The sequence below is a fragment of the Methanobrevibacter arboriphilus JCM 13429 = DSM 1125 genome (genome assembly GCF_002072215.1).
Taxonomy (GTDB): Archaea; Methanobacteriota; Methanobacteria; order Methanobacteriales; family Methanobacteriaceae; genus Methanobinarius; species Methanobinarius arboriphilicus.
On the sequence record NZ_JXMW01000001.1, the window covers coordinates 54637 to 69364 of the forward strand.

Below are 14728 nucleotides of genomic sequence, written 5' to 3' on the forward strand. Positions count from 1 at the left end.
TAATATTATTATTAAAAGTAAGATATAAAGATAACTAAAACAAAAATGATAGTATGGAAAAAAAAATATTTTCAAAAAATTATAGTCGACTTAATATTGATAGAATAAGTTATAATCTATCAAAAGAAATAATTAATACTGAAAATATCCATAATTCTTTAAAAAAAACACAAAAATGTCCAGAATGCGAAATTAATCTTCCAATTAAGATTAAAAAATTTAAAAACATAGACGAGCAAGTAAATTTATGTGATATTGATGATGAATTTGGTAGATGTAGCTGTGGAAAAAGACATCTAGATATAATAATGACTCATGTTTTAAAAATAATGAAAGATGAAAAGATTGAATTAAGAAACTACAATCTTCGAAATGGACCAGTACCACTCATAACTCCACTAACAAACCACCCTAACATATATCTAAAAAAAAATTCCCTGATAATTTTACATACAGATTTAACAAAACATATTGCAGAGATAATATTAGACGAAGTTAGTGAAATTAAAGGAGTGTTGAAAGGAAATTCAAGAAAAACAGTTGGAAAAATTGATTCAAATTGTGAAGAAACATCATACAAAATTTTAAAAGGAAACGACATAAGATGTGATATAATTCAAAGTCCACTTGGAAAAATAGCTATAAATAAAGTTCAGCATCTAAGTTACATAGAGTTTCCAAACTCTTCAGAAAACAAAATAATTAATTTATGTAATTATCTAAAATCAAAGAATTATTCCAGAGAAGAAATTTCCAAATTAAAAGTTTTAGATGGGACCTGTGGTAATGGAACTCTAGGTATATTTTTATTAAAATTAGGTGTTAAAGAAGTAGTTTTTAATGATATATGGAAACCTGCAACAATAATGACATTAGTAAATCTTGAAGCTAATGGATTTAAGATGATCAAAGAAAGATTTAATAAAAATATGTCTGAACTTAAAAGTGATGAAAGACTACTACCAAAGACAAAAATAACAAAAGAAAAAACTAGAAAAATAGAAGGATATAACTATGAAAACTTTGAAATGTCATTCGGTGAAAATTTCAGAATATATAACCTATCTATAGAAAAATTATACTCAAAACTAAAAAATTACGAATTTAATAAAGAAAATGAAGATAAAGAATTCGATATATGCATATTAGATTGTTTTCCTGAAACAAACACAAGCCCAATCAAAAAAATAGCTGAAAAAATAGCTATAGATGTCCTAATTGTTTAAATTCAAAACATCTCTACAGAATTTTTCTATTATAATCTTATTACATTCTTCACTTTTTTTTAGACTCATCAAAATAATATAAATAATATTCAATTTCATCATTACTTTTAAATTCTAGAACAACAATAGCTAATGGACTTATAGAAAAAACTCCCGATTCATCTGAATTTGAAATCATAATAGATAAATCATAGAACGGATAAATCTTAAATTTACCTAAACTAAAAGCTTTTGTGAAAAAACTTTCTTCATGAAGTTTAAACTTTAAAATCTCTGCTAAATAATCTTTAATCATTTTTAAACAGCTTCCTTGACTTTAATATAAGTTTAATCATGCTTTTTTTAGTTAAAAGTTTAAAGATTTTTAATGCTGGCTTTAAAAGATTTATTTTAAATGAAATTTCACTTTTAAAATTCATAATCTCTCTATTAAAAACTGGTTCTGCAGAGAGACTAAAAGATTTATGCATATTAGGAGCAGCTGAAAAAGCCCATATATAACCTAAAATAGTTGCAGTATCCACAGGACTTGAAAATCCCAATATCAGATGAGTTTTAAAGCTTTTTAATTCTATAGAAGATAAAATAGATTTAATCAAATCTATTATATCCCAAAAATTGATTTTGATAAGAGGAAATAATGTTTTAAATTCATTCCATTTATTTTTAGATTTTTTACCTTTTTTATCTTTTTTACCTTTTTTGCCTTTTTTATCATTATTTTCTTTCTTTTCATCATTTGAAGATTTATCATCAGTATCTTTAGTATTAATTTTATTGTTAACCTTATTATTTTTATTTTTAGAATCCTTATTATTTTTAGAATTTTTATTATTTTCTTCAATATCTGGAAAATTTTTAGAAAAAATTCTAATAAAAGACCATTTAACCTCAATATGTCCTTTAAAATCATTTTCCTTTTTATTTAGAAATATATTTATATCTAACCCAACATATAAGAAAATCAATAGTAATATTATGATAAAAATAATTAAAAATAAAATTATTTCTAAAATTAAAGTTAATAGATCCAAATTATCCCCTTTAGCAAGATAGACATTAAAATATTAAATAAATATTAAATTATTAGATAGATATTAAAATACATATGGATTATTCAGAAAATTCAAGTAAGTTAATTTATAATATATGGCTAAAGTCTATTCAGAATCTTTTACTTCAGTATAATCTTCATTAGGATTATTTACAAATTCAGAATTGGATTTATCTGTTTGCTCATTATAATTAGAAATAATTTCTTTTATTAAATCAGTTGCAACTATGCCCAATTCAGATATTGCTTTACTAGTTTCAGTGGCCTTTGTTAGATTTAATACTCTAACACCATCCATACCCTCTAATTTTTTATCAACAACCACTATGGAAATAGGTTCTATTCCAGCACCAGCACCTGAACCAAATCCATTATCAGAATCAGAACTATTTACTTGTCCAGCACCAAAACCAAATCCCCATTTCATAAAAGGAATCAATATCTTATCTTCAGTTTCTATTGGATCTCCAACAAAATTTCTAACATTTAAAAGCTTTTTTAATTCATCTACTGTAGTTTTAATAGAATTATCCGTCATATTATCACCTTTATCTTTAATATTTTAGAAACCAAAAATAATAATAAAAATTATAAAAATTTTAAAAGTTAAAAATTTGGTAACTAATTAATCAAATAATGATATATATAATATATAAAACATAGTTAAAATAACTTTTTGAAATTATATAATCAATAAATAATAAAAGCTTCATTTTTGGCTTTATAAAAATAGAAAATTTTTATAAAAAAGAAAAAAATGAAAAAAAATGAAAAAGAAAAAAGAATATCTAAAAAAGAACAATATATCTAAAATAATAATAATGATAAAACCAAAACAAGATATTAATAAACCAAAACGATATAATAATAAACCAAAGTTATATAATATAAACTAAAACAATATATAAAGCTAAATAAACTATATGAACATTTCAAAATAGATTATCATTGCAGGAATTATTAAAACTCCCATTAAATGAGATTTAGAAACACCTAAATAATGTGGAAGCAAGCCCATAGCAGTTGAAGTAATAAGGGCAAGAGTAATATAGATAATATTAGCACTATAAATTATTGTAAATATATATAAAATCAATACCATTAAAATTATAACTATAAAAGACAACTTTTTATAATTTATGTTTTGCATTATCTTAGAAAAACTATCCCCTAATTTTAAACATAACATTAATGATATAGATACTGCTACAAGTGCAGTGAATATGAATATTAACAAATGCCAAATACTAAATGTACTTATTAAGTAACTCATATAAACAGCTATTCCACTTCGAGGGTTTCCAATTAGATAAATACATATAAGAGAAAATAAAGTATCAGAAGTGTTTAAACCACTAATTGATGTTAAAAAATTCTCAGTATTGTCTTCACCATCCCCACCAGCTACTGTCTGAGCTATTATACTTCCCTGTGCAGGACCAAAACCTGGTAAAAACCCAAGAATAGCTCCAGATACACCACCTGCAAAAATTCCCCTTAACATATTACTATTCAATTCAAGGTCATAAAATTTGTTTTGATGAGGCATAAAAGATTTATCATTTAAACTAAATAAAATAGTGCTTATTCCAAAGAGACCTGAAAATATACACATCATAGAAAGTCCTGATGATATAGGTGTTTGAAAGATAGTCCAACCTAAAAAACCTGAAAAAATAAATAATATAGATGACCAAAAAAAGGCTTTTTTACCATTACTTAATCTCCAAAGCATATATACTGAAACTAAAAGAAGTATTACAAATGTATAAGGTTTTACAGCTCCTTGTATATTAGGTAAAAAAATTATAAGTATTGGGAGTATTAATATAATGACAATTATTGCTCCAAATCCACCAATAGCAACTATTCTAATAGCTTCTTTAGATCTTCCTTCTAAAACCATTCGATGACCAGGTAATACTGATACTGCAGTTGCTTCATCAGGTACTCCCAAAAATATAGAAGGTATAAATTCTATCAATGCATGTGCAATTGACATAGCTACCAAAAATACACATAAAAATTCTGGTGAAAAAATTCCCAATAAAAAAGCAGAAGATGTAAAAATTATAGCTCCTGCTGTATTAACATGAATTCCTGGAATTAATCCAGTGATTGCACCACATATAACACCTAAAAAGCAAGCAAAAATAAGATCAAACATCCTATCACACCTGCACTTTAATATTTATAGATGAATTAGTAATAATTATATTAATAATTATACAATTATCAATTGAAAAAATAAAAATGAAAAATAAAATAATTAATATTATTTTAAATTTAAATTAATAATAAACTAAAATTAATTTAATATTATTAAATTAAAAATAAATTGATAATATTAAATAAAGTTAAATTAATTAATAATAATTTAGTAAGTTAAAATTAAAATGAAAACTACATCAATCTTCTAACATCAAGAACCTCTACACTGTTGACATTTGGAAGTTTTGCTAATTTTTCCTCTACTATTTCGGTTCCACCTTCGCCATCATCAATGATAAACATCACATTTAAAGCTACTAAACCAAAAGCAATAGGTTCTTCATCTATTTTATGTAATTCAGCATCTTCACTAACAACATTTTGAGCATCAATTTTCATTTGTTCTAGGTCAACATCAGGGCTTTCAGGCATTAATTTTACAGTTGCTACAACTTCTCCCATTTTAAATCCTCCGAATAAAATCATTTTAGAAATTTCGAAATTTATATTATAAATACATAATATAATTTTATCACTTTAATATGATTATATTTTAGTATATATAATATAATTTTATCACTTTAATATGATTATATTTTAGTATATATAATATAATTTTATCACTTTAATATGATTATATTTTAGTATATATAATATAATTTTATCATTTTAGTATATATACCTATATCTTGAGTCATTAGTCTTTTAATTTATTCAAATTTAAAAATTAAACAATAATGAACTAATTTATTTAAAAACCATGTAAAATTATGTGGTGCATAATCTATTGATTTATATAATAAAAATATAGCTAACTTTTTAGGACACATTTATAGATTATTTGAATATAATACTTAAATAAATGCAAGATAAGATATATCTCTATTAATATTTAATTATTTTGGTTTATATTAAGTAAATATTACTAATAAATCGATTATTATCTTAAAAAGATAATTTTAACCGTTTTAAATAAATGATAATAATCAAAAACAGTTTTACATACAAAAATCAATTTATAAATCTATGATCATATTTATTATATATTATCAAATTAATATACCCAATTAATATAATTATTAAGTAGTATATGTTCTAAGGTATTAAGATAAAAAGAAAAAATACCTGAAAATATTAGAATAAGAAATATTGAAGTAAATATTTTTATGGTCCTTCAAAACCACAATCACAAACATAAGTGTGACCAAAAGTACGACATTTATCACATCTTGCTATTAATTCACCACATTCAGGACATGGAAACTCAACATAAGTATCAATCAATGGAATTTCTTGTTTACAAGATTTACATTCTACTTTTTTCATTTTATTCACCTCTAATTAATGTATATTTAAAATTATAATTATCTTTATAATTATTATCACTTATTCTGTCACCATTTTCAACTCCAATAAGAGATAAAACTCTCTCAGGGAAGTTTCCATTAACAACAAAACAATTAGTACCGAATTCAAGTAATAACTCACCAAGCATTAAGTCAACTGATGTTTCATTAAAAGTTAGTAGTTTTTTAGCATCAATTTCATCAAAAAATTTTGACCCAACACTATTTGGTTCTCGGCTATATATACCATCTACATTTGTAGCTATTAAAAGTTTCGATTTTAAGATATTTGAAACATAAGCAGAAATTGAATCTGAAGTTATATTCCAAGAATGAGGAATAAAACTATTACCCTTTAAAAAATCTGAACATAATAATATGGGAATATTTCCAGAATCAACAACTTTTTCAGCCTCTTCAAGAGAATAAACAAGTTTTGTAAAATTTAATTTATCATTTAGGAGTTTAGCTATTATATCCATAGCATTAACAGCTGTTTCATGAGTTATATCATTGGAAAATTCAGTTTCAAAATCATACTTACGAATAAGGTTTGCAAATTCTCCTCCACCAGTTATTATTATACAATTTCTTCCTTTTAATGATTCTAATAATTTTATAGCTTTCTCTGGAAAAAGGCTTCCTCCAATTTTAATCACCCATTCAATGATTATTACACCTCTAATATGTAAACTAATAATTTAATAAAATTAATTTAAGAAAATAAAGCTAGATACTAAATATAAATACTAAATATAAAGATTAAGACTGAATTTAAAGACTAAACTGAATATAAAGACTAAATTAAATATAATAAAATACTTATAATAAAATACTAGGAATATAATAAAGTATGATGAATATTATACTAAGTTTAATACAATTTAAATTAAATATATAGTAAATTAAATTATATACTTAGCTTAACAATTTCAAATTCTGAGTCACTTTATCAATTATTTCATCAGTATCAGGACCAACACCCAAACAAGTTATAGTAGATGTAGGTAACTCAGTTCTACCAGCATCTTTTACCATAAAATTAGGAACATTATTTTTTTTAGCTATCTCTTTTATCTCAAACAACTCTTCTAAGCTATTTACTTTTACTATAACCTTTTTTTGACCTTCTTGTTCCCAAAGCCTAATTTTATTAGGGTCTGATTTTTTATATGCACCTAAACAAGCATGACAAGCTTGAGCAGCAGTTTTACCCTTAGACATCTTCAAATCATTTCTTACTACAATAACCTGTTTCATTAAATTACACCTATATTATTTTTAATGTATATTTTAATATATATTTTTAATAAAAGTTTTTAATAAATCTGTTTTTAATAAATCTAGAATTACTCTAAATTTAAGGATATATTTTAATTGCTAAATTAAAATTATAATACATTACGAATAATATATTTATTAAAATATATTTATTAAACTAATAGTATAAATTTATAATAATATAAGTTATGATAATATATCTTATAATGATAGAATTTATGATAATTTATTTAACAATAAAATTATTTTAATAATATAATTAATAAATTTAATGATATATTTAATAAATTATCTAAATATATTTAATTATACAGATTATAATATAATTTCTAATAATTTCTAATAATTTTTAATAATTTTTAATATATTTTTTATTTACAGGTGATAAATTGAGTAGAATTTCCATATTAGACCATGATCGATGTCAACCCAAAAAATGTAATTACACATGTATTGAATATTGTCCAGGAGTCCGTATGGAAGAAGACACAATAATAATTGATGAAAAAACAAAAAAACCATTAATATCAGAAGAATTATGTTCTGGGTGTGGTATATGTACAAATCGTTGCCCATTTAATGCTATAAGTGTTATTAATCTTCCTGAGGCTCTTGATAATTCTATTCATAGGTTTGGGCAAAATATGTTTGAATTATTTGGACTTCCTACTCTTAGTGAAGGATCAGTTATCGGTATCCTTGGACCAAATGGAATTGGAAAATCAACAATAATGAGAATTCTCTCAGGAGAAATGATTCCAAACCTTGGAAATTGGGAAAACCCTGCTGATAATTGGGATGAAATAATAGATTATTATAAAGGTTCACAACTTCAAAGTTACTTTAAAAACTTATCAGAAGGGAAAATAAAAGTTATACACAAACCACAAATGGTTGATCAACTTCCTAAATTTGTAAAAGGAAATGTTTCAGAACTTTTATCAAATGCAGATGAAAGGAACAAATTTGAAGAAGTTATAGAAACATTAGATCTTGAAAATGTTCTTAATCGAGAGATAACTAATTTAAGTGGAGGGGAACTTCAAAGAGTTGCAATAGCTGCATCATATGTAAGAGAAGGAGATTTTTACTATTTTGATGAACCCACTTCATGGTTAGATGTTCGTCAACGTTTAAATGCTGTTAAAGTCATAAGGTCTCTTGCAGAAGATGGAAAATCAGTCATGGTAATTGAACATGATTTAGCTACATTAGATGCTATATCAGATTATATTAATATTCTATACGGTCAAACTGGAGCTTATGGAGTAGTTTCTCAGATGAAAGGAGTTAGAATTGGGATAAATGCATATATTAATGGTTTCTTAAAAGAAGAAAATGTCAGAATCCGAAAACAGCCAATCGAATTTAGTATTAGGCCTCCAACACCTGAAGATGAAGGAGAATCCATAGTGTCATATACTAACTTAAAAAAATCATATGATGGATTTTCATTAACTGCAGAATCAGGAGAGATATTTCATGACGAAATAGTAACTGCATTTGGTTCAAATGGTATTGGAAAAACAACTTTTGCAAAAATATTAGCTAATGAAGTAAAACCCGATGAGGGAGAAGTTGAAGAAGACATAAAAATAGCTTATAAACCACAATACATTGTTTCTGACTTTGAAGGCAGAGTAGAAGATTTCTTATATATGAATGCTCCAAGCTATGGATCAAATATTTTTAAAACAGAAATTATGAAGCCATTCTCACTTGAAGATATTTTAGATAAACAAGTAAATGAATTAAGTGGTGGAGAACTGCAAAGGCTTGCTGTAGCCACTACTTTATCAAAAGACGCAGATATATATCTTTTTGATGAGCCAACGGCTTTTCTTGATGTAGAACAAAGATTAATAGCTGGAAAAGCTATTAGAAAAATTATAGAAAGTAAAAATACAGCTTCACTCATCATAGACCACGACATTGTATTTATAGATTATATAAGTGATCGAGCAATGGTTTTCCAAGGTGAGCCAGGACTCAAAGGAAAAGCAAGTAAACCAATGGATCTAAGAACATCAATGAACAAATTCCTAAAAGACCTAAAAATCACATTTAGAAGAGATAAAGAAACAAAAAGGCCAAGAGTAAACAAGTTAGACAGTTATCTTGATAGAGAACAAAAAGAAATTGGAGAATATTACTATTTAAAAGATAAATAAAGTATAAAGCTAAAGTTTTTCCATGTTTAAAGTATTATATTCTTTTTAAGTAATTATTAAAAAGAATAATAATTCCCTAAAAGATTATATCTATCTATAAAATATAATTATTATTGCTGGAGTTCCAGATTGAATTATTGGTATCGTGAAATAAGAAGACTCTTTTAATAATACGCCTTATCTTCAATTTATAAGAAAATGCCTTAATAGGTATCTTTAATTTCTTATAAACTATTAAAAGAAACACTTTCAACTTATTAAAAATAGTCCAAATTATCATATTAAACCAAAAAACATTATAAATATAATAGTAATAAAAAAATTAAAAAATAAAATAATTTAATAATTTAATTAATAAAAAAATGGCTTTGTAGAAATCCTAATTTTTTATATTTGAAGTTTCATTTTTTTTTTGAAAAATTTATTCTTTAATTTTCAAATAAACTATCCTTTTTTTCTTTAAATTTTTATATTTTAGTTTATATTTAGTTATTTTGAAATTTAAGGATTATAAAGATATAAATATTAATAATGAGAATATATATTATTATGAAACGCAAAAGTACATACTCTCAGTTTAATGATTTAATTTCAAGACAATTAAATCTTTTCGGATTTTAACTTTGAAAAGCCTGAAAAATTATATTAAAAAATTTAAAAATCAATGCATCACTGATTTAAATGAAAATAAACTTATAAATTTCATTATTTATACTTATAATTAATGCTAAAATCTGTTTAAAAAAGATCAGCACAAATAAGCTAAAAAAAAAAGGATTTCTACAAAGCCAAAAATAATATAAAAAATAATAATAAAAATTAAAATATAAATAATAAAATATAAATATGGAGGAAAAAAATAAATAAATCCTCCTAAAAAAAAAAAATTTTTAATTATTGTTTTCTTCTTAAGCTGATTCCAAATATACTTATCAATACTAGTATAATAGCTATTATTGGTATTCCTGTTTTTTTCATAGTAGCTATTGCTACTGGATTATCAGTTGTTTTATTGTCATTACCATTAGTATTATTAGTGTTGTTGGTGTTGTTTTTGGTTTCAAATTCAGCAAATGCTAGATTACTAAAGTAATTTTCATTATCTGATAAAGCTGTAATCTTATGTTTACCAGGTGTAAGTTTAGAATTTGGTATATGGAATATTCCAACTCCATCAGAATCTGTTATCACAGATCCTATGTATTTACCATCTAATTCAACATCAACTTTATAATCTGGTATGGTATCACCATCTTCATCAACTACTTTAACAATCAAATCAACAGAACCATTCTTATTTTCATTAACAGTAACATTAACAAAGCTTTCACCTTTTTTAACATCAAAACTAGTGCTGTTAGTAAAACCTAAATATTTAGCATCACCATTGAAATTAAGTACAACTGTAATTTTTCCAGTGCTTTTGGGTTTATAAGTTAAATACCAGTAACCATTAGAATTAGTTTTCACTAAATGTTTTTTACCATCAATAGTAATTTCTAATTCACTATCAGCTATTGTATTACCTTCCTCATCGAGAAGAACACCAATTATAACAGTAGTTTTCCCTACTCTAAAATCACCTGAAATATCAATACTAGAATATGTAGCTAACTTAGTAACAGTAAAGTTAGTATTATTGTTAAAACTAGTGTAATTCTCATTACCTTCCCAAGTAACATTAATAGTAAATTCACCAGCATGAGTTGGAGTGTAATTAAGATTCCAACTACCATTTTCAGCAGTTGTTACATTAAAGTTTTCACCATCAATAATAACAGTAATAGTAGTATTAGCTATTGGATTACCATTTTCATCAGCTAAAACACCATCAATTATTATAGAATCTCCAACCTTAACATTACTAGGAATATTAATAGAAGAATTAACACCATTCTTAGCCACTAAAAAGCTAGTCACATTAGTAAAACTAGTGTAATTCTCATTACCAGCATAAGTAACAGTAATAGTTATGTTTCCTGTGCGGTTAGTTGTGTAATTAAGACTCCAACCACCAGTAGAATTAATAGTAACATTATTATAAACATTACCATCAACACTAACAGTCAAAGAATCAGAGCCATTACCAACATAACCAACAAGCTCACCAGAAATAGTAACATTATCACCAATACTCACTGAATCTGGATTAACAACAATACTAGAATTAGTATCATTCAAAATCACAGTAAAACTACTTGTATTAGTAAAACTAGTATAATTCTCATTACCATTAAAACTAACAATTACTGTTATATTACCTGTTTTGTTAGTTGTGTAATTAAGATTCCAACCACCAGTACTATTAACAGAAATATCTGTGTAAATATTGCTATCAATAGTAACATTAACACCAGTTATACCAGTAAAATTATCCAACTGACCAGAAATAGTAATATTATTACCAATACTCACAGGATTTGGATTAGCAATAATAGTAGAATTAGTACTATTCCTTAAAACTTCAAAACTAGTACTATTACTAAAAGCAGTATAATTATCATTACCAGCATAAGTAACATTAACAGTTATAGTTCCTGTGCGGTTAGTTGTGTAATTAAGACTCCAACCACCAGTAGAATTAATAATAACATTATCATAAACATTACCATCAACACTAACACTTAAAATGTCAGAGCCATTAACAACATAACCAACAAGCTGACCAGAAATAGTAACATTGTTGCCAATATTTACAGTTTCAGGATTAACAACAATACTAGAATTAGTATCATTCAAATTCACAGTAAAACTAGTTGCATTAGTAAAACCAGTATAATTATCATTACCAGCATAAGTAACACTAACAGTTATGTTTCCTGTGCGGTTAGTTGTGTAATTAAGACTCCAACCACCAGTAGAATTAATAATAACATCATCATAAACATTACCATCAACACTAACAGTTAAAATGTCAGAGCCATTACCAACATAACCAACAAGCTCACCAGAAATAGTAACATTAGTACCAATTTGAACACTAGCTACAATAATACTAGAATTAGTACTATTCTTAACAACTTCAAAAGTAGTACTATTACTAAAAGCAGTATAATTATCATTACCATCATAAGTAACATTAACAATTATGTTTTCTGTGCGGTTAGTTGTGTAATTAAGACTCCAAACACCAGTAGAATTAATAATAACATCATCATAAACATTACCATCAACACTAACAGTTAAAATGTCAGAGCCATTACCAACATAACCAACAAGCTCACCAGAAATAGTAACATTGTTGCCAATATTCACTACTGGATTAACAATGATAGTAGAATTAGTACTATTCCTCAACACTTCAAAAATAGTACTATTACTAAAAGCAGTATAACTCTCATTACCACTAAAACTAACAATAACTGTTATATTACCTGTCTTGTTAGTTCTGTAATTAAGACTCCAACCACCAGTACCATTAACAGAAACATCTGTATAAAGATTACCATCAACAGTAACATTAACACCAGCTATACCAGCATAATCAGTTAACTGACCAGAAATAGTAACATTCTCACCAATACTCACTGGATCATTAATAACAATTATACTAGAATTAATGTTAAAATTTAGAATCACATTCTGACTATCTAAAGTAGCAGCTAAAGTTTGAACACCAGCTGTAGCTGTTGCATTATAAACAAAACCATCAACACGACTACTATTAAACTTATCACAATTGAAAGTTCCATTAACAACAAAATCAGGTAAAAATTCAACACCATCATTACTAAGCGTAGTATTCAAAACTAACAACATAAAACTAACATTATCACCAAAATGAACACCATCCAAACTAGAAGTATTAATAATATTCAAAATAAAATGATTAAGAGTATCAACACCCAAAATCATACCAGTAATATCATTAACACCCCACCAATTACGATCAAAACTACTATTATCATTACGACCAGTAATATTAACACCAAAACTTGCCAATATACGATTATACTCAACAGTAACATTAACCAATGAACCAACACGTAAACCAGTGAAATTCAAACCAGCATTAGTAGCAAAAATAGTATTACCACTAACAACAAAATCAGTCACATTAGGAACACCACCACCACTACTATCGAAATAAAAACCATCACCACTAGTAGCATTAATAGTATTATTCAAGAAATTAACACCCTTAACATTACTACTATACAAATAAACATGAACACCACAACTAACACCAGTAATATTGTTGTTAGCGAAGGTTATATTGGTATTGTTGCTGCTGTATGCAGACAGATAAACACCATATGATGTTCCTGTGATATTGTTGTTGGCGAAGGTTATATTGGTGTTATTGCTGCTGAATGCAGACAGATAAACACCATATGATGTTCCTGTGATATTGTTGTTGGCGAAGGTTATATTGTTGTTGTTGTTGCTGGATACAGCCAGATAAACACCATTGCCGGGTGTTCCTGTGATGTTGTTGTTGGCGAAGGTTATATTGGTGTTGTTGCTGACGGATACATCCAGATAAACACCATAGCCTGATGTTCCTGTGATGTTGTTGTTGGCGAAGGTTATATTGGTGTTGTTGCTGCTGGATACAGCCAGATAAACACCATGTGATGTTCCTAAGATGTTGTTGTTTTCAAAAACCAAATTAGCAGACGAAACAGGACTATTATAACTACCATCACCTAAGTATACACCAGAATAAACACCAGTTATATTATTACCACTAAATAAAACATCAAAAACAGTCTTACCAGCAGATTTACCGAAAAAAGAAACAGCACCACGATAATAATCAGATATACTGGATTTAATAATATTATCCTTAATAACAACACCTGTTATAGGATTAGCACTACCACTACTACTTAAATTAATACTAACACCAGAAGTAGTAATATTATTATCACTAACAGTCAAATCACTACAATTAGATTTTATAGCTGTAGCATAACCACTAATAGTTAAATTAATAATCTTTACATTAGTAGCAGTAATATTAAACAAAGTATCAACACTAGATGTTGTGAATTTAGCACCACCACGACTTTTACCAACAATAGTAGCATTACGACTAATATTAAGCTGACCCCAATCACTATACGTACCATCATCAAAACTAATCACCAAATCATTATCATTATCATTATTAATAACACTTTGAAACTGTTCAGTAGTATTAACTGTAGTAAAATTATGATTAGCTGCACTAGCACTAGATAAAGCTAAAAAGATAAATAAAACACACATAACAAAAATAATTGGCTTAAAAAGTCTATTTATTGTAAACATTTTCGTTTTTTCACCTCCTGATCCAATCAATCAGTATATATAAAAAATACTAGCACAATGAGAACACTCACTACGCTACAATAATATAATATAAAAAAACTACTATAAAAAACTTCCTACCCAAAAACAAAAAACAACCCAAACGTCATTAAAAGAATAAAAAAATTAAAAACTAAAAAATAA

At 25.9% G+C, this 14728-nt stretch carries 11 protein-coding genes; 2 read left to right on the forward strand and 9 right to left on the reverse strand.

Translation table 11 applies throughout. From position 1 onward, the window contains the following. The first annotated feature begins 53 nt into the window (after positions 1–53). Positions 54–1226, forward strand: a complete 1173-nt coding sequence (locus tag MBBAR_RS00260; RefSeq protein WP_080459295.1) for a hypothetical protein — start codon at positions 54–56, stop codon at positions 1224–1226. 49 nt (positions 1227–1275) lie between these two features. On the opposite strand, the gene MBBAR_RS00265 is transcribed toward MBBAR_RS00260, so the two are convergent. From MBBAR_RS00265 to pth2, 8 genes are all read right to left on the reverse strand, one after another. Beyond that, on the reverse strand, positions 1276–1521 hold the full coding sequence (locus MBBAR_RS00265; RefSeq protein ID WP_080459296.1) for a hypothetical protein: 246 nt from the start codon (positions 1519–1521) through the stop codon (positions 1276–1278). Then, positions 1514–2260 (reverse strand): DUF2953 domain-containing protein, encoded by a 747-nt coding sequence (locus MBBAR_RS00270; protein ID WP_080459297.1) that lies wholly within the window; start codon positions 2258–2260, stop codon positions 1514–1516. Before MBBAR_RS00270 ends, MBBAR_RS00265 begins: the two co-directional genes overlap by 8 nt. A gap of 126 nt (positions 2261–2386) precedes the next feature. Next, positions 2387–2818 carry a GerW family sporulation protein gene (locus tag MBBAR_RS00275; RefSeq protein WP_080459298.1) on the reverse strand — a complete coding sequence of 144 codons (432 nt, stop codon included), beginning with the start codon at positions 2816–2818 and terminating at the stop codon, positions 2387–2389. A 381-nt stretch (positions 2819–3199) separates the two neighbouring features. After that, positions 3200–4447 (reverse strand): tripartite tricarboxylate transporter permease, encoded by a 1248-nt coding sequence (locus MBBAR_RS00280; protein WP_080459299.1) that lies wholly within the window; start codon positions 4445–4447, stop codon positions 3200–3202. Between the two features lie 236 nt (positions 4448–4683). Next, a complete protein-coding gene (locus MBBAR_RS00285) occupies positions 4684–4953 on the reverse strand; it encodes an elongation factor 1-beta (protein ID WP_042702067.1) in 270 nt (89 codons plus the stop codon). Positions 4954–5655: 702 nt separating this feature from the next. Further along, complete coding sequence (locus tag MBBAR_RS00290) at positions 5656–5817, reverse strand: zinc finger domain-containing protein (RefSeq protein ID WP_042702070.1); 162 nt, start codon at positions 5815–5817, stop codon at positions 5656–5658. 1 nt (position 5818) lies between these two features. Next, positions 5819–6505 (reverse strand): amino acid kinase family protein, encoded by a 687-nt coding sequence (locus MBBAR_RS00295; protein ID WP_080459300.1) that lies wholly within the window; start codon positions 6503–6505, stop codon positions 5819–5821. 250 nt (positions 6506–6755) lie between these two features. Beyond that, a complete protein-coding gene (gene pth2 / locus MBBAR_RS00300) occupies positions 6756–7097 on the reverse strand; it encodes a peptidyl-tRNA hydrolase Pth2 (protein ID WP_080459301.1) in 342 nt (113 codons plus the stop codon). Between the two features lie 410 nt (positions 7098–7507). Between pth2 and MBBAR_RS00305 the strand changes: the two genes are divergently transcribed. Then, a complete protein-coding gene (locus tag MBBAR_RS00305) occupies positions 7508–9289 on the forward strand; it encodes a ribosome biogenesis/translation initiation ATPase RLI (RefSeq protein WP_080459302.1) in 1782 nt (593 codons plus the stop codon). 894 nt (positions 9290–10183) lie between these two features. On the opposite strand, the gene MBBAR_RS00310 is transcribed toward MBBAR_RS00305, so the two are convergent. Beyond that, complete coding sequence (locus tag MBBAR_RS00310; protein WP_080459303.1) at positions 10184–14545, reverse strand: beta strand repeat-containing protein; 4362 nt, start codon at positions 14543–14545, stop codon at positions 10184–10186. Between the last annotated feature and the right edge of the window lie 183 nt (positions 14546–14728).

Bases quoted from the DNA above. Each gene is read 5' to 3' on its own strand.
- MBBAR_RS00260 (WP_080459295.1), top strand. From the start codon at position 54: ATGGAAAAAAAAATATTTTCAAAAAATTATAGTCGACTTAATATTGAT.
- MBBAR_RS00265 (WP_080459296.1), bottom strand. From the start codon at position 1,521: ATGATTAAAGATTATTTAGCAGAGATTTTAAAGTTTAAACTTCATGAA.
- MBBAR_RS00275 (WP_080459298.1), bottom strand. From the start codon at position 2,818: ATGACGGATAATTCTATTAAAACTACAGTAGATGAATTAAAAAAGCTT.
- MBBAR_RS00280 (WP_080459299.1), bottom strand. From the start codon at position 4,447: ATGTTTGATCTTATTTTTGCTTGCTTTTTAGGTGTTATATGTGGTGCA.
- MBBAR_RS00285 (WP_042702067.1), bottom strand. From the start codon at position 4,953: ATGGGAGAAGTTGTAGCAACTGTAAAATTAATGCCTGAAAGCCCTGAT.
- MBBAR_RS00290 (WP_042702070.1), bottom strand. From the start codon at position 5,817: ATGAAAAAAGTAGAATGTAAATCTTGTAAACAAGAAATTCCATTGATT.
- pth2 (WP_080459301.1), bottom strand. From the start codon at position 7,097: ATGAAACAGGTTATTGTAGTAAGAAATGATTTGAAGATGTCTAAGGGT.
- MBBAR_RS00310 (WP_080459303.1), bottom strand. From the start codon at position 14,545: ATGTTTACAATAAATAGACTTTTTAAGCCAATTATTTTTGTTATGTGT.